Below are 22,941 nucleotides of genomic sequence, written 5' to 3' on the forward strand. Positions count from 1 at the left end.
ACCACATCCACGCCGTCCGGGGCCATGGCCGCTCCTTGGCGGCCCACAGTTCGCGCTCCTCCGGTCGCCGGCACTTCGATCTCGGCGGGGCGAACCCGGTGACGCGAGCCTACGGCCCGCGCCCATGCCGCACGTCACCCGACACCCTCTGCGGTGGGGCGCGCCCGTCCCCCGCGGGGTGGTTCGGCGCCACCGCCACAACGGCATGCACCGTCACGTGGTGCGGACCGTGGAATCGGCCGGCTACGCGTTGCGTCGTCCAGGAACGCAACGCCTCATGACGCCGTGAGTCCGGACATCCGGGGTGAGAGACGGCTCAGTCACGAGAGCCGACGAACGGCACGTGAAGCCTGATCGAAGCCACCCGAAAGCCACCCGTGCCGTTCCGGCCGTAATGGTTTCGCCAAATCTCCGGCCGGCGAAGGCCCTCAGCTTGTTAGGCGAGCCTTGCCTGACTTAGCTTCAGGGTGCTTCCTGTGCACGAAAGACCGGAGTCCCCCATGTCCAGCGCGAACATCGCCCTGCTCGGCGCCATCGCGGGTTTCACCATCTACCTCGGCCTTCCCCTCGGTCGCCTGCGCACGCCCACACCGCGTCTCAAGGCGGGCCTGAACGCCGTGGCCATCGGCATCCTGACCTTCCTCGTCTGGGACGTCCTGACCCACGCCTGGGAACCGGTCGATGAGGCGCTGAGCAAGCACGCATGGGCGAACGTCGCATCCGGGGGTGTCACCCTGGTCGTAGGCCTTACGGTCGGACTGGCCGGGCTCGTCCACTACGACGCCTGGGTCAGCCGCCGCCGGGCCGCCGCTGCCCGCCCGGCCGGGCCCGGTGCCGCCGCCACCGCCGAGCTGGCACCGAGGACCCGTACTCAGGCGGGCTCGCTCGCGCTGATGATCGCCACCGGAATCGGCCTGCACAACTTCGCCGAGGGCCTGGCCATCGGCAATTCCGCCGCCCAGGGGGAGCTGTCCCTCGCCCTCCTGCTGATCGTCGGATTCGGCCTGCACAACGCCACCGAGGGCTTCGGCATCGTCGCCCCGCTGGCCGCCGAGGGCGAGCGCCCGTCCTGGCCAACGCTGCTGTGGCTCGGCCTGATCGGCGGCGGCCCCACTTTCCTCGGCACGCTCCTCGGCCAGCACCTGGTCAACGACACCCTGTCAATCGCCTTCCTCGGCCTTGCCGCAGGCTCGATCCTCTACGTCGTCATCGAACTGCTGGCGGTCGCCCGCCGGACCGGGTTCAAGACGCTCACGACCTGGTGCCTCCTGCTGGGCCTCCTGCTTGGTTTCGCCACCGACGCCGTCGTCACGGCGGCCGGCGCCTGAGCAAGCGGAGGCGCACCGGCGCCGAGGATCTCCCAACCGCTCCTGCCCTGGCTTCCCAACCAGTGAGGTCGAGCCTGGACGGCGTCATCGCCTGCCCCGTCTGTGCGGACCCCACACGGCGACGCCGGTCGCCCACGGACCTCTGCGCCGGACCGTAGCCCAGGATGCGCGCCTGCCCGTGTTCCGGGGCCGAGGACCCGGCACACGGGCGGCTGCGGTGGCCCGGCGCGGCTGTCGCGCTGTGACGCCCCACCATGGGCGGTGTTCGGCCGTGGCCGGCGGGTGCGGGCACGGTGGCGATGGCGGTGCCGGGCAGACACCCTCACCGCGTGGGCGAGCAGGTGGTTGATGATCTGCTCGAGTCGACCCCGTGGCGATGTCTCGCACGCCGAGCAGGTCATCGGCGTCGTCCGCGCGTCCTCCCCCCGAGCCGACGTACGGGGCCGGGTACTCGCCGGCTGGGCCGCCCTGGCGGGCCTGGCGGGCCTGGCGGTGGCCGCGTTGACCGTTGCGGTTCTCGTCGCCCGCCGGCAGACGCAAGCACTCGCCGCGCCTCTGGAGGGCCTCTCCCGGCACTGCCGGGCGGTGGCCGAGGGCGATCTGACCGCGCGTGCGGCACCCAGTGCCATCGCCGAGATCGACAGGTCGCCCGCACCCACAACGACATGCCGCACAGCCTTACCGAACTCCTGCGTCATGAGCGGAACTTCACCGCCACCGCCTCACACCGGCTGCGCAGCCCGCTGACCGGGCCTCAGCTCACCCTGGAATCCGGACTCGACCAGGAGGATGCCCGGCCGGCGCTGGAGGAGGCACTGGAAGCCACCCGCAGACTGCACGAGACCGTGGAGGAAGTGCTCCGGTTGTCGCGCACCGCCGGTCTGCGCCGGGCCACGCCGCCGGACAGGCCGGTGAGGGAACTGCTGGCACGGACCGAGGAACGGTGGCACGGACTGCCGGCCCGCGACGGCAGACGGCTGCGGCTCGCCGTCCAGGACGTCCCGGACGATGCACGCGTCCCGGGCGGGCCCGTCGCCGAAATCCTCGAGGTGCTGCTGGACAACGCGTACGTCCACGAACGTGGCACCGTGTCCGTCACCGTCCGGGACCTCCAGGACGCTTTCGCCCTTGACGTCACCGACGAGGGCACCGTCGACACCGACGGATCGAAGAGCATGTAAGCGCGCGGGATCTCGGTCGTGCCGGGCTCGCGGTGGGTGACCGTGCGATGGGACGTCGCAGCGGCCGTCGCCAGGGCACACGCCTTCGTCGTGGACCGGCCCGCCGGCGGATCGCGACAAAGGCCGCTTCGTCATTGAACCGCCTTCCTTCTGTGTCGGCGGGTGAACGGGACGCTGCACCGCAAGGGTGAGGGCACGCTCCAGGGCATCTGGCAGGGGCAATGGTTCAGCGGCGAGCGAGTCGACGCGCGGCGACGACGGCCTGCAGGGCGGCGGCCGGGCGCAGGAGGGCGGGGCGGGGGCGCTCCGGCATGGCGCCGTGGCGGAGGGCGACGGCGGTCACCGCGGTGACCGGTGCCGCCCACGCGGCGAGGGCCGCCGTGCGCACCGTCCGGCTGGGTTCGTACCGCAGCACCAGCCAGGTCCAGAAGGCGGCGTCGGCGAGGGAGTCTGCGTAGTCGCCGAAGGGAGTGCATGTGCCCTGCCGGCGCGCGAGGCGGCCGTCGGCCAGGTCCGAGGACAGAGCCAGGACCCCCGACCAGCGGCACGAACCGAGGGCCGTGGCAGGCAGGTTGCCCCGGAGCAGGGTGAGCACGTCGGCCGACGAGAGCCGGTCACGATGTTCCAGCAGTCCCAGGTGCAGGACGGCCAGACACCAGGCGGCCGTCACCCATCGGCGCCCAGCGCGGTCCCGGGAGACGGCCAGCAACAGCGCGTGTACGACCGTGACCTGGATCAGCGCGCGGGGACGGTACGCCGCCTGCCGTAGGGACCGGTGAGCCGCCATCCCCAGGAACCGCCCGACGGCGCTCGGTTTGAAGCGGCCCTGGCTCAGCACCCCCAGCAGCGCATCGGTGGCCGCGCGGCTGTCGGTGAGGTCGGACACGGACACCTCGGTCGGCCTTTCTCCGGACGCGTGAGAGGAACTGGGCCCACCGTAAGCGATCGTGACGCTCGGGAAACGTGAGCGCGCTCACCGATCCGCAGCCCGGTCGGCCGTAGCCTCGCGTCCTGTGCGGCATTGCTGGAGGGCATTCCCGTACCAGCGGGAGAAGGGGCGTGACTCATGGCGTGGATCGGGCGACTGACGGCCGTGGCGATGGCGGGAGGCGGGGTGCTGGCCGGCTGTCTGGGGCTGGTGAGCGGGGCGCTGCCCGTCGATGTGGGCGTGGGGCGACGGACCCGGCCACTGGGCCCGCAGGCCGTCGACATCGCGGCATCCCGCGACGTCGTCTTCGACGTGGTGGCCCGGCCGTATCTGGGGCGTACCCCGCGGTCGATGCGGGCGAAGGTGAACGTGCTGGAGCGCGGCAGCGACCTGGTGCTCGCCGAGCACTTCACCCCCATCGCGGGCGGCCGGCTGACGGCGACCACTGTGGAGACGGTGCGCTTCACCCGCCCCGAACGCATCGACTTCCGGCTCGTGCGCGGCCCGGTGCCGCAGGTGACCGAGTCCTTCGTGCTGACCGAGACCGGCTCGGCGGGCACCCGGCTCGTGTACGAGGGACTGCTGGGCACCGATCTGTGGCGCCTGGGTGAGTGGTGGGGTACGGCGGTGGCCGTCCGCTGGGAGGACACGGTCGCCTCCTCCCTCGCCGTGATCAAGGCCGAAGCCGAGCGGCGGACCGGTCGGCAGTGACGGACCCGTAGCCATGGCCCCTGCGCGCGTTCAGGCCGCCTCGATCAGCCGGATGCCCGTCACCAGGTCCGGGTGGATGCGGACGGTGTAGGCCATCTGCCGAGCCACCCACGGGTGCAGCATCGCTTCGAAGCGGGCCAGGTCGATGGCGTCGGTGATCAGCTGGGCATGGCCTGTGGCGACGACACTCCAGCCGAGCTGGGTGACAGGATCGATGGCGTCGGCTTCGTACGCCACGACGGTGCCCGGGGCGTCGGCCTGCTTCCCGTGGGTGGCCACGACGGCGCCCACATGAGTCCGGATGATGACGTCGCCCTCATCAACCATGTGGTTGACCGGGCGGATGGCGGGCAGCGCGTTCTGGCTGAAGACGATCCTGCCCAGGCAGATGCTGTCCAGCAGCCGCAGGGCCTCGGCCCGGTCGAGTTCCCCAGCGCGGCGGGGGCCGGGGGCGCCCTCCTGGCCCCGCGTCCGATGCTGTGGAATCCGCTCGTCGTTCATCGTCCGCTCCCGTCGGGGCACGACATCTGCCGTTCGGTGGCTGGGCACCCGGGACGGCAGCTTGCGGCATCGACGGCTTCCCTGGACGCACCGATTTTCCGTGCGTGCGTGTTGGCGTTCTCACGCGGACGGCATGCGCCATCGTCGGAAGGTCCGTGGATGCCAGCAGACAAGGCAGCGGCGGCCGACGCCAGGGCCGAACGGCCCATCCCCCACTCGATGATGGCCGTGCCGACGGACCTGCCGCGACCGCGCCCACGCCCCTTCGTCGATCACGCCGTCACCTGTCCAGGGCGGCGGCGCGGGCTTGTCGCAGCCGGCGCTCGGCGCCTGCGATCCGGTCGGGTGTGAAGGCCCTGCCGCACGCTACGTCGGCTTCCTTCGCACTCTGTGAGCGCGCTTACATTCCCAGGCGGTGGCCACGCCGTAGCGTCACGGCCGTGGTGCTACAACTCGCGCCCGGCGCGATCTACACGGCGATGGCAGCCGGCCTGCTCGCCTTCGCCGGCAGCATGTCACGGATCCTGTCCGCCTACGGGCTGGTGGACGGGTCCGCTGCCGTCGTCCTGGCCGGCGGGTGGATCGTCCGTGAGCTGCTGTGCGGGGCGTGGTTCCTGAGCCGGCCCAGGTCGAGGACGCTTTCCCCGGCGACGTGGGCATGTCGCCGGCGTGGAGCGCCCTGGCGGTGTAACAGCGCGGTGGGGCATGTGCGCGGCCCGAGGATCACCATCGCGGCGTGCTCCGGGCCCGGACCTCCGCCCGACACGACCGACCCGACGACACAGCACACAGTCAAGCAGAGAAAGGCGGCCACGCGATGACAGCACGTCCCACGGCACGATCGGCGCACGCGGAGCAGCAGTCGGCCGCTCCGCCCCGCACGAAGCAGGACCGGGACGAGGTGTTCATCGAGTTCACCAAGTCCATCTGCCCGATGTGCAAGACGCCCGTCGACGCGCAGGTCAACATCCGTGAGAACAAGGTGTACTTGCGTAAAGCCTGTCGCGAGCACGGCGCGTTCGAGGCCCTGGTCTACGGAGATGCCGAGGAGTACCTGTCCTCGGCCCGATTCAACAAGCCCGGCACGATTCCGCTCACCTTCCAGACCGAGGTGAGGGACGGTTGTCCGTCGGACTGCGGGCTGTGCCCGGAGCACAAGCAGCACGCATGCCTGGGCATCATCGAGGTCAACACCGGCTGCAACCTCGACTGCCCGATCTGCTTCGCCGACTCCGGCCACCAGAGCGACGGGTACTCCATCACGCACGAGCAGTGCACGCGGATGCTGGACGCGTTCGTGGCCTCCGAGGGCGAACCGGAAGTGGTGATGTTCTCGGGCGGTGAGCCCACCATCCACAAGAGCATCCTGGACTTCATCGACCTCGCCCAGGCACGCCCGATCAAGAACGCCACCGTCAACACCAACGGCATCCGCCTCGCCACCGACACGAACTTCGTCACGGAACTCGCCAAACGCAATCGGATCCCCGGCAAATCGGTGACCATCTACCTGCAGTTCGACGGCTTCGATGAGCGCACCCACCTGGAGATCCGCGGCCGAGACCTGCGTACCCTCAAGCAGCGGGCTCTGGACAACTGTGCCGGGGCGGGGCTGACCGTCACCCTGGTCGCCGCCGTCGAGCGGGGCCTGAACGAGCACGAGTTGGGCGCCGTCGTCGAGTACGGCATCGACCACCCGGCCGTCCGCTCGGTGGCTTTCCAGCCGGTCACCCACTCCGGGCGACACGTCCCCTTCGATCCGCTGAACCGGCTGACCAACCCTGACGTGATCCGACTGATCGGCGAGCAGTTGCCGGGCTGGTTCGCGAAGGGCGACTTCTTCCCCGTCCCGTGCTGCTTCCCGACCTGCCGCTCCGTCACCTACCTACTGGTCGACGGCGTGCCCGGCAACCGCACCGTCGTGCCCATCCCGCGCCTGCTCAACGTGGAGGACTACCTCGACTACGTCACCAACCGTGTCCTGCCCGAGCCCGGCATCCGCGAGGCGCTGGAGAAACTCTGGTCGGCCTCCGCGTTCATGGGCTCCGCAACGACCGAGGAGAAACTGCGCGCCACCGCGCAGGCGCTGGACTGCGCTGACAGCTGCGGGATCGATCTTCCGTCCGCCGTAGGGCAGTTGAGGGACAAGGCATTCATGATCGTGGTGCAGGACTTCCAGGACCCCTACACCCTCAACGTGAAGCAGCTGATGAAGTGCTGCGTCGAAGAGATCACCCCGGACGGGCGGCTCATCCCGTTCTGCGCGTACAACTCGGTCGGCTACCGCGAGCAGGTCCGGGCGCAGATGTCCGGCGTTCCCGTGGCTCACGTCGTCCCCAACGCGCTGCCCCTCGCGGACCGGCTCACCGACACCCGGTACGGCTCCAAGACCGCCCATGCCAGCACCTCTGAGACCGCCGCGGTCAGGGAGGGCGAACGATGACGGGCGAGAACGTGTTCGACCCGACCGGGACGGAGGACGACGAGGTCAAGGCGTGCTGCGCCGCCGCGTATGCGTCCGACGTGGTCGCCCTCCTGCTGGGCGACTCCTACCATCCAGGCGGCACCTCCCTCACCAGGCGTCTGGCGGACGGCCTGGACCTGGGCGAGGGCCACCGGGTACTCGACGTGGCCTCCGGGCGCGGCACCACCGCCCTCCTGCTGGCCGCCACCTACGGCGTCGAGGTGGACGGGGTGGACTACTCGGCGGCCAACACCGCCCTCGCCCAGGGCGCCGCCGCGGCAGCCGGACTGATCGAGCACACGACCTTCACCACCGGTGACGCCGAACATCTCCCCTACCCGGACCGCGCCTTCGACGCCGTGGTGTGTGAATGCGCCCTGTGCACCTTCCCCGGCAAGGCCCAGGCCGCCGCCGAATTCGCCCGCGTCCTGAAACCCGGCGGCCGACTCGGCATCACCGACGTCACCGCCGCCCCCGACCAACTGCCCCCAGAACTCGGCACACTCGCCGCACGGATCGCCTGCATCGCCGACGCCCGCCCGCTGGACGGGTACGAGCGGATCCTCGCCAAGGCCGGACTGCGCACACTCCGCACCGAGCACCACGATGCCGCGATGATCCGCATGATCGACCAGATCGAGGCGCGGCTGAACCTGCTGCGCATGACCGCCGCGGCCAAGCTCGCCGATGCCGGCGTGGACCTGGACGCCACTCCGGCTGTGCTGGCCGCCGCCCGTGCCGCCGTCGCCGACCACGCCCTCGGCTACGCCCTGCTCATCGCCGAGAAAACCGGCTGACACACTCGCCCTTACCGGCCGGCGGCTCTCACGTCAGGGGGCGAAGAGAAGGAACCAGAAGGGAAAGGATCGAAAGATCATGGCATCCAGCGTTCAGACATTCCCGAATTCCGCGATCAACCCGCTCCACATGGTCGGGGCGCAGCAGCCGGCCTGGTCGGGGGCATCCGGTTCGCCATCTGGATGTCAGGGTCCCGGCCGATGGCGGGCACCGCGATGACCACCATGGTGGCCGGGCGGCTCGGCTCCGCCAACGCCGCCGTCAGTCGACTGGTCCGTCTGGGCATCGCGGTCTTCGCGGCCACCGGCTTCGGCGTCCTGCTCGGGCAGTACGTCCGGTGGTGGGCGCCGGACTCGGCGCCTGGCCCAGGTATACCCCCACTGGGTTGTCTGTCACGATGCGGCCCTCCCGCCTGGGGCACTGTGCCCTACTGTCTGGCCGAGGGAGCCGACGCGCTCACCAGCCCGGCGTGGGGTGCCGCACCCCCGCCGTGGGCGCCGGGACGACGTGAGGAGACGCATCGCATGGCCGACTCCGGGGACGGCACCGAGGCAGCCGAGCGGACCTGGTGCCTGGCCGAGGTCGACATCTTCTGTGATCTGTCCGCGCAGGAGATGGAGGCCATCGCCGCCGCGGCACCGATGAAGACGTACGCGTCCGGTCAGATGCTCTACTCACCGACCCAGCCCTGCGAGGTGCTGTTCATCCTCAAACGGGGACGCGTGCGGATCTTCCGGGTCTCGGCCGACGGCCGGGCGCTGACTACGGCGATCATCACCCCTGGCACCATCTTCGGGGAGATGGTGCTGCTCGGGCAGCGCATGTACGACAACTATGCCGAAGCCCTCGACGACGCGGTCGTGTGTGTGATGAGCCGGGCGGACGTGCACCGTCTGTTGCTGGCGGACGCACGGATCTCCGCCCGCATCACCGCGATCCTGGGCCGCCGCCTGGCCGACCTCGAACAGCGCCTGTCCGACAGCGTGTTCAAGTCTGTCGCCCAGCGCGTCGCCACCACCCTGGTCACCCTCGCCACCGCCCAGCCCCCGGCCCGGCCTCTGCGGCCCGGTACCAGCCATCCACAGATCGCCCTGACCCACGAACAACTCGCCGCCCTGGCCGGCACCTCCCGCGAGACCTGCACCAAGGTCCTGCGCGACTTCGCCAACCGACGTCTGATCCGCCTGGCCCGCGGCCGCATCACCGTCCTGGACCCGGCCCGGCTCCAGGACGAGGCCGGATGACACGCCGAGCAGCGGTCGGACGGCATCGGCGGCCATCCGGCCCATGGCAGACGCCGCGCACGGTCTGTGCAAGAACGTCGCCATACTCGGCGGCTACCCAAACCCTCGGCTTGCACTTCGCAGTCGGCGTCCACTCATGGGCGTAGCGGTTTGGTGCCCCGCAATGTCTCTTGGCCGCGTTCGGTCCGGCACCCGCGGAGCATCTCCGGCGCGACGGGGACCAGGGAGCCCGTGACCGCCGCGGCCACGGCGGGTACCAGGTAGGCGTCCGGATGGCGGACCGAGCCACCCGGCCAGTACCCGCCGAGTACGAGCGACTGTGACCAGGCCAGGCCGCCGATCACCTGCCAGACAGTAAAGGTGGACGCCGGTACGCCGAGTGCCCCGGCCACCGGATTGAGGACGGTGCGCACGACCGGGATGAACCGTCCCAGCACCACGGCCTTGGCGTACCCGTATCGGGCCAGGCAGCACTTCCGCCCGGTCCGCTCCCGCGCGAAGGCGGCGGTTACGCACTCCGGCGAGAACGGCGCGGCCCGCTCGTCGGTCGGCCCGGAACCCGACCTGTGCACCGGCGATGTTGCCGCCTGCGGCGCAGACCGGGACGGGCAGTAGCTTCCCGCCAAGGTGTTGATCTCCTCGCTTCGCCCGCGCGCAGGCGGGACGTCGGGGTGCTGAACGCCGGAGGAGCCCGAAACAGGTGTCCGAGGTGCTGCTGTGTCCGTGAACAGCGACTGGTTGCTCCCTCACCCAGATCGAGGTCGCGGATTTCGTCTCCGGGAAGACGTGCGAGTGGCTCGCGACCCGCGCCCGACTGACGGCCGCAGCCTTCGTGGCGCTCGGCCCGGCCGCCGACTGCGTGGCATACCGGTTCATCGTCCCGCCCGGGTCAACCACCCGATCCGGAACTTCCGAGGCGCGGCCAGTGGGGCTACTGGGCCGTAGGCGGCCTGATCTTCATGGAGGACTTTGGTGTCCCCTCCCGCGGCGATACGGTGCTGATCGCCGCAGCGGTGTACGGGGACCGGTCGGCACGGCCGAGGTCCTCGCCCTGCTCCCGGGCATCAGCCGCTCCGGATCGACCATCAGTACGGGTATCTTCAGGGGGCTCCATCACGAGAACCCCGCACGGTTCGCTTTCCTGCTCGCCACACCAGTCATCGGCGCAGCGGCGCTGCTGAACCGCCGCTACTGGTCGGCGCCCAAGGCGACGGCCTACGCGGACCTCTGCTGGCGTCGCGGGGCTGGGTTGGGCTGGGCGATGCCGCCGGGCCTGGCGGGCATCCTCACGGGCGCCTGCCTGCTGCGGCAAGACGATGGTCAACGGCGCGTGATGCCCAGTCCGCCGGGGCCGGTCGTCACAGGCCACGGACCCCGATGCCGTAACGACGACAGGCCCGCAACTCAGCCCATCGGCAGCCCGCGGAGTCCATGCTCGCGCAGGGGGCCCACCGTCCAGCCCTGCTCCTGGCAGGTGTCGAGGATACGGGGCAGCGCTCGCAAGGTGGTGCGCCAGGAACCGGTCGCGGAGGTGCAGTCGGAGTCGTGCAGCAGGATGGTGCCACCGCCGCGCAGGTCCCGCAGGACGGTGTTTTCGACGGATCGAGGCGTGGCCCGCTTGCGCCAGTCCGCACCCCAGCAGGTCCACAGCACAGGGGTCAAGTCGAGTCTGCGGCAGGCCAGATGAGCGGCCGTGGTCATCACCCCGTACGGAGGCCGGAAGAGCACCGGCGGCCGGCCGGTGACGTCGGCCACCGCGTCGCGGGCGCGGGCGAGGTCGTCGCACGTGGCACGGGGACCACGCACCAGGAGTGGGTGGTGGCGCCAGCCGTGCACGGCGATCTCGTGCCCGGCGGCCGCCATCTCCTTCGCCAGCGCGGGCGAGCGGACCAGCATCGAGCCGAGCAGGAAGAACGTGGCGCGGATTCCACGCGCGTCGAGAAAGCGCAGAAAGTGGGGAGTGGACAGGTGGTCGGGGCCGTCGTCGAAGGTGAGGGCGACATGGTCCGGGCGGCCCTGCCCGGCCAGGCACGGCATGACCCTGTTGCGCAGCGGACCGAACGTCGAGACGACGGGAGCCACGTGGAGGGCGGCGAGTACGGGCAGTGCCGTGGCCGAGACGAGCGCGGCGGCAGGGGCCAGACGAACCGGGGACATCACCAGTCCAACTCCAGGTAGTGGGTGACGGAAGAGAGGCGCGCGGCGGCCTCGGCATGGGCGATCGGGACCGCGATGCCCAGCGACACCGTGGCAGCCGCGCTGGCGGCGGCCAGGCTCAGCCGCAGCCTCGCGGGACGGCGCCTCGTCGCGGGTTGCGTGCCTGGGACAAAATGGTGTCCGGCGCCGGCGGCAATGGCGGGGACCGGGCCGGGAGCGGAGCGGTGCAGTTCGAGTCCGGCCGCTCGCTGTGCCTCACCACGCGGACCGTGAAGGAGTTCGGCGAGCACGGGGCCGAGGTCCACCGGGTCGCGGATCCAGGCCGCCAGGCCCGCCTCGTCCAGGGCAGCGGCGTTCGTCCGGCCGTGGCCGGGGATGCAGCGGTAGCTGACCACCGGCAGCCCTGCGGCGAACGCCTCCAGAGAGGTCAGTCCGCCGGCGTTCTGGACCAGCACGTCGCAGGCGTGCATCAGACCCGGCATGTCCTCCACCCAGCCGAAGGCATACTCGATGCCGTCCCGCCGCAACTCGTCGGCGAGGGCCTGGTTGCGGCCGCACACCACGACCGGCACCGCCACTCCCGTCTCCCGGATCTCGGTGGCGGCCCGCCGCACCGGCCCGACCCCCCACGAACCCGCGACCAACAGGGCCAGCGGCCCTTGCCCGGGCAGGCCGAACCGGGCACGCGCTGCTCTGCGTTGGTCGTCGGTGGCGGGGGCGAAGCGTCGGCCGGTGACGGGACCGGCGACGCTCACCGCAGCCGCGCCCCGGGCGTGGGCCTGGGCCGCGGGTATCGCGTGCACGGCCAGGTGTGCGTCGATACCGGGGGCCACCCACAGGGCGTGCACGGAGAAGTCGGTCAGATAGGTGAAGGTCGGCACCTGCAGCAGGCCGCGGCGCCGCAGCCTGCTCAGGACCTGGCTGGCACCCGGGTACGTGGAGACGACCGCGCAGGTGCCCGGCTCAAGTACCCGCACGGTGCGCTGCTCGGCCCCGCGGAACAGCGCCCGCCACACCGCGCCGGGGCGCGAGGCGTGCTCGGTCGACGCGTACAGGCGCTGATAACCCGTCGGCATCCAGGTCAGCATGCGGTGGTAGACACCGCAGATCAGCCTGCCGGTGCGTGCGGGGAGGAGGTCGAGGAAGTCGTACCGGTCCACCAAGAAGCCGTGCGTGGCCAGCCGGTCGGCCAGCCCGGACGCCGCGCCGTCGTGTCCCGCGCCGACGCTCGCGGAGATGATCGCGATGCGCCGGGGGGATGAGTCCGGCAGGTCTGTGGCGAGCGCCGAAGGCTCCGCCTTCGGTATCAGGTCGTCGCGTTGGGCCACAGCGGATCAGCCTCCTGACGGGATGGGCGCACGGCCGGAGATGCCCGGACCCGAGGTTTGCGTGCGCAGGGCGGAGCCGCACCGGTTCACGGCCGAGCGAGGTCACTCGGTCTGGGCAGGCACCGAGAACTGAAGCTACTACATGATGTAGAACTTAGAGGGAGGCGGACACCGAAAACTCTCGGCCCGCCGTCTCGCCGCACGGATCGAAACCGGCCCCAAGGCACACATGGCCGACATGAACAGGCAAGCAGCGCACCCGAATCGGTGACGCACTCCCACCTCGCACAGCGAGGCGATGACGAGGAGAGGCGGGGCGGCAGTGATCACGGGTACGTCGTCCACATGTTCGGCGGACACGAGAACAACCAGAAAACTACTACATGATGTAGAATCACGTTGCGTTGCCGGCGGCACGGACGGAAGGACGATTCATCGATGACCCCACGCATCACAGTGGCGGCGAAAGTGCCGGATCCACAGGGGATGCTCTCAGGGTTCGGCGCGTCGGCCACACCATAAACGAGGACGGGAATGCGGACTCGCGACGCGTACTTTTCAGGGAACCCGCTCAACCCGTCGGCAGAACGGACTCACCGCTCCCGCGGCAGATCGACCCCAGTCCGGTGACCGAACCGAACGCGGCACGGACCAGGCCGCCCACCGGAAGCCACCCCGTCGGTCCGCGACCCCGCGCCGCGGCGATTCGCCTGCGCCGCGGAACCGCCGCCGCGCTACTGGTCGCCCTCCCGGCCGCATATCTGGCGATCTCGGCCGACCAGAGTCACAACGTGGCCGCCACGCGACAACTGCGGGCCGAGCGGGCGGGACTCGTCCACGACACCCCCTCCACCGTGCGGCGCGACGTCTACCAGGTACCGATTCCGGCCGGAGCGAACGACATCGCCTTCTTCGAGGACAACTCCTGGGAGAAGGACTCGCTGTTCGTGCAGTTCACCACCACACCCGCCGGGCTGGACGCCTTCCTGGCCAGGCTCGGCACCCATCGCGAGCACCTGCGCGATGGCCTCGTCGCGGTCGACGTCCCGCCCCGCCTGGCCGGTCACGTCGACTGGCGCTTCCCACCGGGTCACCACTGGGCGGGCGTGACACTGCGCTCACGGAACCTCCGCCCCGCCCACGAGATCACGGTGAACCTCGACTCCCCGCATCGCCCCGTCGTGTTCACCATCTCCACCATCCGCTTCGTCCATGGCCGACACAGCACGGCCTCCCCTGCCCGCCCCGCGGGCGACCCCTTCGCTACGAGGCCGCGGCAACGCGGAGCCGGAACACGAGTCCGGGGATAAGCAGGCCGCAGGAGCGCACCCCCGGCCGACGACCAGGCATGATCCGGTGAGCCGTCGACCGACCTGGCCACAGACGGAGTTTCTACAACATGTAGTACATTGACTCGGCGGCCGCCCCTGATGCACCGCGATGCCACCAGAAGGACCTGCCCATGACCGCGGCCGCCACCGCGCAACGGGTTCACCGGGTCCTCTGCCGCGAGCACACCCACCGACCACGGCTCCTGTGCCACCACCAGCGGCGCCTGCCCCACCACGATGAAGTCCAGAATCGCCGGCTCGGTCGCCCACGCACCGGCCGCCACGGTGACCACGCGAGCCAACGCCCACGTCCTCTGCGCACGGCGGCATCCGATGCGCCACCCCGAGCGCCGCCGGCGATTGCACCACGCTCACCAGCAGCGGCAGATGCATCGGTACGGGCCAGAACGCACCTCAGCCCCGCAGGGGGTCATCACCGTGCAACAGCTGCTCCAGCAGCTGCTCGTCCTCCACCGACAGATCCGACACGAACCGGGCCAGCACCGCCGCACGGTCCCCACCCTTGTCCAGCAGCGAGTGCATCCCGGCTGCGGCCATCCCTGACCGGTCGTCCACGGGCGTGTACACGAAACTGCGCCCCTCACGCCGCCGGGTCACCAGCCCCTTGTCACACAGCCGCGTCAGGATGGTCAGCACGGTGGTGTGGGCCGTATCGTCCCCCACCTTCTCGTGGACCACCACAGCCGTCGCTGGTCCGCCAACCGCCCACAGGGCCGCCAGCACCTCCCTCTCCAGCTCACCCCTGGCACGGCGCCGGGACTCTTTTCGGCCGTCAGCACCGCCGGTCATCCGGCACCTCCCGCTACCCGTTCCAGCAAGCTCCGTTTTCGCCACGTTCAAGCTACTACAAGGCGTAGAAATACAGCGGCGGCAGAACGTGGGCTCGACATTCTCTGTGAGGGCCGACACGGCGTAGGGGTCCCATCGCTGGGCCTCGGCGGCGATGTCGCGAGGTACAGACGCAGCGTGCCCCTCCGGCGTGCTTCGGGATACGGAGCCACCGCCCTCCGGGAAGACGTGAGGGCGGGGTTGCTGTAGCCAGGTCGGGAGCCTCCGCGGTGAAATCGCCGCGCACAAAGTCGGGTGCGGCAGGCCGCTTCCCGGGCCGGGTCAGCTCCTGGTGTTGGCGGACCGCGCGGCCCGCCAGGGCGGACTCGGCCATGATCTTCGCGAGGTGGTCACCGAGGCCCGCCGGCGCTTGCGGACCAGCCTGATCCAGATCTCGGCGAACCGTAGGTGCCGCCGACGGCGTCGAACTCCTCCTGCGCCGCTTGATCAGGTGCCCTCCGCGATGCTCACTCCGGGAGGGGCCGGCAGGAGACGCGGTCCGCAATGCTGAACTCGGCCCTGGAGTCGCCGATCACCCCAACCGGCAGAGCATCCGCGTGTCGCTGCCCCGGATCTCTGCCGGACATGCGCCGACCCTTCTCACGGCCGATCAGGTCCCGGCAGCCCATGAGCTCTTTCACGACCGGGGCGCTGCACGGCTTCCGCGTCAGGTCAGGGCAGAACGGGCCTGGCGCTGGTCGGGACGCCACGTGGCCACACGGTGTGCTGCGACTGAGGGACCGAGGGAAGGTACTGTTCGACCCAGATGGTCTTCCCGTCGCGGTGGTGACGGGTCCCCCAGCGGTCGGACACCTGGCTGACCAGGAAGAGGCCGCGGCCCCCTTCGTCCGTGCTGTGGGCCCGGCGCACGTGCGGCGAGGCGTTGGTGCCGTCGCTCACTTCACAGATCAGGACCTGGGAGCGGATCAGCCGCAAGGTCACGGGGGAAACAGCGTAGCGGACGGCGTTGGTGACCAGTTCGCTGACTATCAGCTCAGTGGAGAAGACCAGACGCTCAAGGCCCCAGAGGCGCAACTGCTCGGACACCAGCGCGCGGGCGTGGGCCGCGGCCTGTACATCAGCCCGTAGCTCCCAGTTCGCGACACGGTCCTCGCTCAGGCGTCGTGTTCGGGCGAGGAGCAGGGCGACGTCGTCATCGTTGCCGCCGAAGCCCAGGGTGGCGGCGCAGACCCGTTCGCACAGCTGGTCCAGCGGTGCGCCGGCCGCGGAAGCGGCCAGGGCACCGCCGAGGCCGGCGAGAGCATCGTCGGCCCCCTGAGCACGCAGATCCAGCAGCCCATCGGTGTACAGGGCGATGACCGTGCCGGGATCGAGGTGAAACTCCGTGTCCTCAAACACGGTGCCCGGGATTCCCAGAGGCGGGGTCTCGGGCAGTCGGGGGAACTCGACGCTCCCGTCGGTTGTCAGGAAGGCGGCAGGCGCATGCCCCGCTCCGCCTATGGTGCATCCCCCCGAGACGGGGTCGTAGACGAGAAACAGCAGCGTGGCTCCGGGCTCACGCTCCGGATCCTCCTCGCCCAGGCGTATCAGGAGGTCGTTCATCCGGGCGAGCAGCTCAGCGGGAGCCAGGTCGAGATCGGCGAGAGTGTGAACGGCGGTGCGCAAGCGCCCCATCAAGGCGGCGGCTTGGACGCCGTGACCGACGACATCACCGATCACCAGGGCCACCCGGCTGCCGGACAGGGGAATCACATCGAACCAGTCCCCGCCGACGCCCGCCGAGGAGTCAGCCGGGACATAGCGGTGGCACACCTCCACGGCTGGCAGCGCGGGCACAGCGCGTGGCAGCAGTTCCCGCTGCAGAGCCAACGCCACATCCTCGGTCACGTTCAGGCGCCTCTCACGCGACCGGGCCTGGGCCAGCAGCACCCCCACCAGGCAGACCCCGGCAACCAGGCCGAGTTTGATCGTCCACACGTCCCAGGCATCGGCCCGGGCACGATGCAGAGCCGCGTACACCGCGACCGTGAGTGCCCCCAGGAAGACGGTGGCGTGGACCGTGTGCACGGCCGCGGCCAGCAGCGGCACCACGGCCAGCAGCAACCCGTAGTGGCCGCGCGGCGACGCGAACAGCACGCCGACAGTGACCAGCACCAGCGCGAGGCTTGGCAGTACCAGGAGCACCCGACGGCTTGCGTCCGGTTGCGGTGAACTGTGGACGAGTACACCCATCCGGCTACCACCACCCGCGACACGCCCGCCAACCGGGCACTCCGACGACCGCACCCCCGTGCAACGCGGCAGGTGGGCCGAGCACCTGCCTTCGCGGCGCTCGCCGAGAACCTCGCCGCGGCTGACGCCCGCGGGCCGTTATCGCAAGGCTACTACCCTGTTGTGTCTGTTCCTGCGGGTTGCTACCGGTTTCGGAAGACGACGAAGGCGGCCCAACCCTGCTCGGGATGATCACAGCCACCCGTCTCGTGACGTACTTCATCAAGACAGCCGACAACACACGCCCAGATCCTCGTGCGGGCGTTTGACCGTCACGCCGAGCTGCCCGCCGGGGCGTGCGGGGCGGTACGGGCCGGATGGCCCGCGGGGCAGCCGGTCGGTCCCACGGCAGGAGGTGGCGCCCTGGGCGACCCTGAGAGTGGGAGAACGAGCGTCTGGACGCGGGAGACGAGATGAGCGGTCTGGTGGTCGTGGGCGTGGACGGGTCCGCGTCGAGTCTTGCCGCCGTGGAGACGGCGGCTCGGGAGGCGCGATGGCGCGGGACGGGGTTGCGTGTCGTGCATGCCGTCCTGTGGCCGGCGACGCACGTACCACTGGGGCCTTCGCCGATGGGCCCGTCTGAGGGCGGCATGCGGAACATGGTCGAACACCTGGTGGCGGAGGCGGTGGCGCGTGCCAGGTCGGCGGCACCCGAGGTGGACGTCTCCCATGCGGTGGTGACGGGCGAGCCGCTGACGGTGCTGGAGGCACAGTCACGCGCCGCGGAACTCGTGGTCGTCGGTTCCCGGGGCATGGGTGGGTTCGTCGGGCTCCTGGTGGGGTCGACCGCGGTGCATCTGGCGGCGCACGGCATGTGCCCCGTGCTCGTCGTGCGGGAGACGGGCGATGACGCCGGGCCGGTGGTCCTGGGCGTCGACGGCTCCGGCACGGGCGAGCCGGCAGTCGACTTCGCCTTCGCCGAGTCGGCCTGGCGTGGGGCCGACCTGGTGGCCCTGCACGCCTGGACCACATGGAACGCACCGCTGCCCGCTCCGCAGGACGCGGCGGCGCCGTACGCGAATCCGCCGGGCGAGCTCCGGCAGGAGGAGGAACGACTGTTGGCGGAGGCGCTCGCCGGGCATCGGGCGCGGTACCCGGAGGTGGCAGTGAAGCACCACGTGGCCCACGGCCGGACGCGTGAAACGCTGATCGAGGCGAGCCGTTCCGCTCAACTGCTGGTGGTCGGTGCCCGAGGACGGGGCGGATTCGCCGGGCTGCTGCTGGGGTCGGTAAGCCAGGCCGTCCTGCATCACGCGCACTGTCCCGTCGCCGTCGTGCGGGGTTCTGGTGGGCGTCGCTGATTTCAGCCGCAGCGGGTGGGGGCTGCTGTGGCGCTTTCTGCGCCAGTTCCACCATCCGCTGATCCAAATTCCTCCCGATCACCGGCCAGGCATGGCTGGGCATCCTTGGCATCGCCGTACTCACCGCGCTCGCCGTCGCTCTCGGCAATGCGCCTGCGGCACCGGCTCTTCATGGCCGTCCACCGGCCGCTCACCGCACTGCCCCATCGTGTCGCGGTGGGCGGGCCGTGCCCGCGGCACGTGCGCCGGCGAAACGCGTGATCACAGGTCCGGCCACCGCCAGCAACAGCACATAGGCGGCCACCAAGGCGCCGAGCCGGTCATGACGCAGCCCCACCAGACCGACAATGACGATGGAGAACTCACCCCGGGCGATGAGCGCGGCTCCTGCCCGAATCCGACCCCGGCGCCCCGCACCGTCCCGCCGCGCGGCATACCAGCCGGAGGCCACTTTCGTCATGGTGGTGACCAGGGCCAGCAGCAGGGCGGCGGGCAGCACCGGAAGCAACGTGCGAGGGCTCACGGACAGACCGATGGCGAGGAAGAACACCGCGGCGAACAGATCCCGCAGGGGGCTCAGGACCTCCCGCGCCCGTCGTGCCGTCTCTCCCGTCAATGACAGCCCGACGAGGAAGGCACCTACCGCGGCGGAGACATGGACGGCCTCGGCGAGAGCGGCGACGATCAGCGTCACGCCGAGGACCCGCAAGAGCAACTGCTCCGCCTCCGGATGCCCCAGCAGCCGACCCAGGTGATGCCCCCACCAGTACGACACGGTGAACGCGACCAGCACCGCCCCGAGGGCCAGCAGCACGCCCAGCAGTGCCTGCCGCCAAGTGCCGCCGGCGGCGACGACGGCAAGCAGCGGCAGGTAGGCGGCCATCGCGAAGTCCTCCAGCACCAGCACGGACAGCACCGCAGGGGTCTCCCGGTTGCCCATCCGCCGCAGATCGGTCAGGAGCCGGGCGACGATGCCCGAGGAGGAAATATAGGTCACGCCGGCGAGCGCGAGGATCCCAGTGGCGTCGAGCCCGAGCAGCCATCCCGCCAGCGCTCCGGGAGCCGCGTTCAGCACCAGGTCGACCACCGCGGAGGGCAGATGACGGCGCAGACTGACGGTGAACTCGGGAACCGTGAACTCAAGGCCGAGCACCAACAGCAACAGCACCACCCCGATACCCGCCCCGGTCTCCACGAACGCCCCGGCCGCCCGAACCGGCGCGATGCCTCCCTCTCCCAGGGCCAGGCCGGCCAGGAGGTACAGCGGAATGGGGGACAAGGTGAAGCGCCGCGCCAGTGCCCCGAGCAGGCTCAGGGCGGCCAGGATGATCCCCAGTTCCAGCAGCAGGGCGATGGAGATCTGCACCGGTTCAGCCCCGGACGATCTGTTCCACGGCGGCGATCCCTTCGTGTGTTCCGATCACCACCAGGACGTCCCCGGCGCGCAGGGCCTGCCCCGGTCCCGGGGAGGGAATCACCTCCTCGCCCCGGACGACCGCCACGATCGACGCACCGGTCCGGGTCCGCGCCCGGGTCTCCCCCAGCCGCCGACCGGCGAACGGGGTACCCGACGCCACCTCGACCTGCCCGGCACTGAGGCCGGGCACCTCCCTGGTGAGATCGGCGAACCGTTCGGCGATGCGCGGGGCGCCGAGGATCTCGGCGAGCGTGTCGGCCTCCTCTCCGGTCAGACGGAGCACTGACCGTGCCTCGTCCGGATCGACGCCCTCGTAGACGACCATTTCGAAGTCGCCCGACCGCCGCGCCACGACCCCGATCCGGTCGCCGTCCCGGTTGACGAACTCGTACCGCAGCCCCACCCCGGGCAGCAGCACCTCGTTGACATCCACGCACATCACCCAGTCAGTCATGAATCCGGAACCCGTAGGACCCCCGTACCGGCGGCCCGCTCTGCACACATATTCGGCAGGTGCTGACGGGTACTCGAGCGCGGGCGCAAGGGCCCGGCCTGAGCCGTGCGGGTTGTTGCCAGTTTCCCTGCTCCCCGAGGGGTGTCGGCAGGGCCGTGCGGTCCCTCAGGCGGCCGGATGGCCCCTGGCCCCGGTGCGCGGCGGCTCCGAGGCTGAAAGATGAAGCAGCCGCTCGCCGGTGGCTCTGCCGGACGGGAGTGCGCGATGCGTGATCCGGTGCTCGGCGGGGTGGACGCTTCCGCCTCCAGCCTCGACGCGGTGGATGGCGCGGCGCATGAGGCGCATGTGCGCGGGCTACCTCTGCGGATCGTGCACGCCTTCGGCCATCCCGCACCGCCTCCGTCGACCGGTGCGGCTCCATGGAATCCGGCCGACCAGGGCCTTGAGCCGATGGTGCACGAGACGCCGGCCCGCGCCGAGGAACGGGCGTACGCGGTGGCGACGGACATCGAGATCACCCGGTCCGTGGTGGCGGGTGAGGCGTTCGAAGTGCCGGAGATCGAGACCCGTTCGGCGGCGCCGTCAGTGGTCCGGCAGCCGGGGCCTTTCCGGCTTCGCCGGGCCGCTGCTCCGTTCCACCGCGGTGCATTTGGGCGCCCACGGCCACTGCCCACTGATGGTGATGCGCGGCCGTCCCGAGTCGGCCGGTCCGGTGCTGCTGACCGTGGACGGCTCCCCGGCGGGGCAGGCGGCGGTGGCGTTCGCGTTCGCCGAGGCCACCCTGCGCAAAGCGCCACTGGCAGGCACTGCACATGTGGAACACCCGGAGCGAACGGGCCCACGAAGGCCCCGCCGACCCGTTGACCGCGGTGGCCGTGGATGCGGACCGTCTCCGCGAGGCCGAGCAGCAACCTGCTGGACGAGACGGTGGCCGCCTGGCAGGAGGCCTATGCGCAGGTCGCTGTCGATCGGCGTCTGGTGCGCTCCCGGATCCGTCCCGCCCTGATCGACGCCGGCCGGGATGCGCAGCTGGTGGCGGCCGGAGCCCGCGCCTCGGCGGCTTCGCCGGTTTGCTCCTCGGTTCGGTCAGCCAGGCCCTGTTGCACCACGCCCACCGCCCCGTCGCGTGTTGCCGTAGCCGACGGGTGCTCTTGCGTGGGGCCATTCGGAATCGCCGCAGAGGAGAGCGAGCAACATGGTGGCTGCAACATGCCGCCGTGACTGCCACCACCGGCAGAAACGGCCGTGCGACTCGGGCGCGAGCCGAGCTCATCACCACCACGCCGCCGTCGGCAGGCGTCCGTGGATTTGCCACTCAGCGGAGCAATTACGAAAGCAGCCGGAAAGCAGAAACGACATTCAGATGAACTCCCCGGGTCGGGGCGGCCAATCGTGGGGCGTCAGCCAAGGTAAGTCTGTGAATCGGACTAATGTGCTGCCGTATACCCACAGGAACGCCCGGCGAGGGGAATTTAGTGACCAGCATGACCGTCCGACCGGCGATCGAGGTTCCCCGTCGGCCGGAACGGGCCGGGCCCCGGCCGGAGCCGCGACTGCGGGCACTGGACGGACTGCGGCTGGTCGCCGCGCTCATGGTGGCCGCCTACCACTACGGCGGCCGGGGCGGCAATGTCACCAGCTCCTGGGGGACGTCCGCGCAGCACCAGTTCCCCACCCTGCACACGTATTTCGCGTACGGCTGCCTCGGCGTCCAGGTCTTTTTCGTGATCAGCGGATTCGTGATCTGCATGAGCGGCTGGGGACGGTCCCTGACATCCTTCTTCGCCTCCCGCGCGTCCCGGCTGCTGCCCGCCTACTGGGTGGCCATCGTCCTCGTGACGGCGACGTTCGCCCTGCCCGCGGTCGCCTTCAAGGCGCTGTCACCCAGTGACACGCTGGTGAACCTGACCATGCTCCAGCAACCGCTGGGCGTGGACCGGGTACTCGGCGTGTGCTGGACGCTGTGGGCCGAGGTCCGCTTCTATGCCCTGTTCGCGCTGCTGGTCGTCCTGCCCGGGGCGAGCCGACGGCGCGTGATCTTCTTCTGCGCGGGCTGGATCCTCACGGCGGCGATCGCGCAGGGCGCGCACCAGCCGCTGCTCGACATCGTGCTGATGCCGGAGTACGCACCGTTCTTCGTGGGCGGCGTCGGCCTCTTCCTGATCCACCGCGACCGGCATGACGTCTACGCCTGGGGCATCGTGGCCGTCAGCTGGCTGATCGGGCAGCACTACGCCGTGCGCGGCCTGTGGAACGCCGCGGACCCGCACGCCTTCGCCCACCGCACCTCGTTCGGCATCATCCTGGTGGTGACGCTGGGCTTCGCCGCGGTCGCAGTGATCGCCCTCGGGTGGCTGCACTGGGTGAACTGGCGCTGGCTGACGGTGGCCGGGGCGCTGACCTACCCCTTCTACCTGGTCCACGAGCACCTGGGCTGGGTGGTCATCAAGGTCCTGCACCGCGGCCTGCACATCCCGTCCTACGGGACGTTCCTGCTGACCGTCACCTGCATGCTCCTCCTCGCCTGGCTGATCAACCGCTTCGTCGAGAAGCCGCTGACTCCGAGGATGCGGGCGGCGCTGGCGAAGGTGCGCTGACCCTTACGGGTGGCTCCGCGTGTATCAGGAGCAACGTCCGGATCCGCCCGTCTGGCTACGGGGCAACCGGTTCTGACCCGCCGGTCACGTCGGCCCCCATGCAGACCGAGCGTCTCCTGC

Annotated in this window: 18 protein-coding genes and 2 pseudogenes; 11 read left to right on the forward strand and 9 right to left on the reverse strand. The window is 70.5% G+C overall.

Annotation, left to right across the window (positions count from 1 at the left end; genetic code table 11):
* Window positions 1–500: 500 nt before the first annotated feature.
* Window positions 501–1,328 (forward strand): ZIP family metal transporter, encoded by an 828-nt coding sequence (locus ACIRPX_RS18050; protein ID WP_404195036.1) that lies wholly within the window; start codon window positions 501–503, stop codon window positions 1,326–1,328.
* 665 nt (window positions 1,329–1,993) lie between these two features.
* On the forward strand, window positions 1,994–2,509 hold the full coding sequence (locus ACIRPX_RS18055) for a sensor histidine kinase (protein WP_404195038.1): 516 nt from the start codon (window positions 1,994–1,996) through the stop codon (window positions 2,507–2,509).
* Between the two features lie 226 nt (window positions 2,510–2,735).
* On the opposite strand, the gene ACIRPX_RS18060 is transcribed toward ACIRPX_RS18055, so the two are convergent.
* Window positions 2,736–3,395 carry a CDP-alcohol phosphatidyltransferase family protein gene (locus ACIRPX_RS18060; protein WP_404195041.1) on the reverse strand — a complete coding sequence of 220 codons (660 nt, stop codon included), beginning with the start codon at window positions 3,393–3,395 and terminating at the stop codon, window positions 2,736–2,738.
* Between the two features lie 180 nt (window positions 3,396–3,575).
* Between ACIRPX_RS18060 and ACIRPX_RS18065 the strand changes: the two genes are divergently transcribed.
* On the forward strand, window positions 3,576–4,148 hold the full coding sequence (locus tag ACIRPX_RS18065) for an SRPBCC family protein (RefSeq protein WP_404195043.1): 573 nt from the start codon (window positions 3,576–3,578) through the stop codon (window positions 4,146–4,148).
* A gap of 30 nt (window positions 4,149–4,178) precedes the next feature.
* On the opposite strand, the gene ACIRPX_RS18070 is transcribed toward ACIRPX_RS18065, so the two are convergent.
* Entirely contained in the window at window positions 4,179–4,649 is a 471-nt protein-coding gene (locus ACIRPX_RS18070; protein ID WP_404195045.1) for a pyridoxamine 5'-phosphate oxidase family protein, read from the reverse strand.
* 817 nt (window positions 4,650–5,466) lie between these two features.
* Between ACIRPX_RS18070 and ACIRPX_RS18075 the strand changes: the two genes are divergently transcribed.
* The 3 genes from ACIRPX_RS18075 (at window position 5,467) to ACIRPX_RS18085 (ending at window position 9,155) form a co-directional block, all read left to right on the forward strand.
* On the forward strand, window positions 5,467–7,092 hold the full coding sequence (locus ACIRPX_RS18075; protein ID WP_404195048.1) for a radical SAM protein: 1,626 nt from the start codon (window positions 5,467–5,469) through the stop codon (window positions 7,090–7,092).
* The gene (locus ACIRPX_RS18080; protein WP_404195050.1) at window positions 7,089–7,910 is read left to right on the forward strand and encodes a class I SAM-dependent methyltransferase; all 822 of its coding nucleotides are present in this window, start codon (window positions 7,089–7,091) and stop codon (window positions 7,908–7,910) included. Before ACIRPX_RS18075 ends, ACIRPX_RS18080 begins: the two co-directional genes overlap by 4 nt.
* A gap of 201 nt (window positions 7,911–8,111) precedes the next feature.
* Window positions 8,112–9,155: a Crp/Fnr family transcriptional regulator gene (locus ACIRPX_RS18085; protein WP_404195053.1), complete on the forward strand. Its 1,044-nt coding sequence runs from the start codon at window positions 8,112–8,114 to the stop codon at window positions 9,153–9,155.
* A 134-nt stretch (window positions 9,156–9,289) separates the two neighbouring features.
* Here the strand turns inward: ACIRPX_RS18085 and ACIRPX_RS18090 are convergent, their stop codons facing one another.
* Complete coding sequence (locus ACIRPX_RS18090) at window positions 9,290–9,727, reverse strand: DedA family protein (protein WP_404195056.1); 438 nt, start codon at window positions 9,725–9,727, stop codon at window positions 9,290–9,292.
* A gap of 353 nt (window positions 9,728–10,080) precedes the next feature.
* Here ACIRPX_RS18090 and ACIRPX_RS18095 point away from each other — a divergent pair.
* A pseudogene (locus ACIRPX_RS18095) lies at window positions 10,081–10,287 on the forward strand (undecaprenyl-diphosphate phosphatase); the annotation flags it as partial.
* A gap of 272 nt (window positions 10,288–10,559) precedes the next feature.
* Here ACIRPX_RS18095 and ACIRPX_RS18100 read toward each other — a convergent pair.
* Window positions 10,560–11,312 carry a polysaccharide deacetylase family protein gene (locus tag ACIRPX_RS18100; protein ID WP_404195059.1) on the reverse strand — a complete coding sequence of 251 codons (753 nt, stop codon included), beginning with the start codon at window positions 11,310–11,312 and terminating at the stop codon, window positions 10,560–10,562.
* Window positions 11,312–12,640, reverse strand: coding sequence for a glycosyltransferase (locus tag ACIRPX_RS18105; protein ID WP_404195062.1), 1,329 nt, complete (start codon window positions 12,638–12,640; stop codon window positions 11,312–11,314). The genes ACIRPX_RS18100 and ACIRPX_RS18105 overlap by 1 nt, the downstream gene beginning before the upstream one ends.
* Window positions 12,641–13,431: 791 nt before the next feature.
* On the opposite strand from ACIRPX_RS18105, the gene ACIRPX_RS18110 reads away from it, so the two are divergent.
* Window positions 13,432–13,950 carry a hypothetical protein gene (locus tag ACIRPX_RS18110; RefSeq protein WP_404195064.1) on the forward strand — a complete coding sequence of 173 codons (519 nt, stop codon included), beginning with the start codon at window positions 13,432–13,434 and terminating at the stop codon, window positions 13,948–13,950.
* A gap of 435 nt (window positions 13,951–14,385) precedes the next feature.
* Here the strand turns inward: ACIRPX_RS18110 and ACIRPX_RS18115 are convergent, their stop codons facing one another.
* Window positions 14,386–14,781, reverse strand: a complete 396-nt coding sequence (locus ACIRPX_RS18115) for a BlaI/MecI/CopY family transcriptional regulator (RefSeq protein WP_404195067.1) — start codon at window positions 14,779–14,781, stop codon at window positions 14,386–14,388.
* Window positions 14,782–15,492: 711 nt separating this feature from the next.
* Complete coding sequence (locus ACIRPX_RS18120) at window positions 15,493–17,013, reverse strand: SpoIIE family protein phosphatase (RefSeq protein ID WP_404195070.1); 1,521 nt, start codon at window positions 17,011–17,013, stop codon at window positions 15,493–15,495.
* A 452-nt stretch (window positions 17,014–17,465) separates the two neighbouring features.
* Between ACIRPX_RS18120 and ACIRPX_RS18125 the strand changes: the two genes are divergently transcribed.
* Window positions 17,466–18,353, forward strand: coding sequence for a universal stress protein (locus tag ACIRPX_RS18125; RefSeq protein ID WP_404195073.1), 888 nt, complete (start codon window positions 17,466–17,468; stop codon window positions 18,351–18,353).
* 190 nt (window positions 18,354–18,543) lie between these two features.
* Here the strand turns inward: ACIRPX_RS18125 and ACIRPX_RS18130 are convergent, their stop codons facing one another.
* Both ACIRPX_RS18130 and ACIRPX_RS18135 read right to left on the reverse strand, forming a co-directional pair.
* Window positions 18,544–19,719: a cation:proton antiporter gene (locus ACIRPX_RS18130; protein ID WP_404195075.1), complete on the reverse strand. Its 1,176-nt coding sequence runs from the start codon at window positions 19,717–19,719 to the stop codon at window positions 18,544–18,546.
* A 4-nt stretch (window positions 19,720–19,723) separates the two neighbouring features.
* On the reverse strand, window positions 19,724–20,224 hold the full coding sequence (locus tag ACIRPX_RS18135) for a cation:proton antiporter regulatory subunit (protein ID WP_404195078.1): 501 nt from the start codon (window positions 20,222–20,224) through the stop codon (window positions 19,724–19,726).
* Between the two features lie 264 nt (window positions 20,225–20,488).
* On the opposite strand from ACIRPX_RS18135, the pseudogene ACIRPX_RS18140 reads away from it, so the two are divergent.
* Together ACIRPX_RS18140 and ACIRPX_RS18145 are read left to right on the forward strand one after the other, a co-directional pair.
* Window positions 20,489–21,360 (forward strand): annotated as a pseudogene (locus ACIRPX_RS18140) (universal stress protein); the annotation flags it as partial.
* A gap of 348 nt (window positions 21,361–21,708) precedes the next feature.
* A complete protein-coding gene (locus tag ACIRPX_RS18145) occupies window positions 21,709–22,821 on the forward strand; it encodes an acyltransferase family protein (protein ID WP_404195081.1) in 1,113 nt (370 codons plus the stop codon).
* Window positions 22,822–22,941: the final 120 nt, after the last annotated feature.

Source organism: Streptomyces sp. NPDC101225 (assembly GCF_044767585.1).
Classification (GTDB): domain Bacteria; phylum Actinomycetota; class Actinomycetes; order Streptomycetales; family Streptomycetaceae; genus Streptomyces.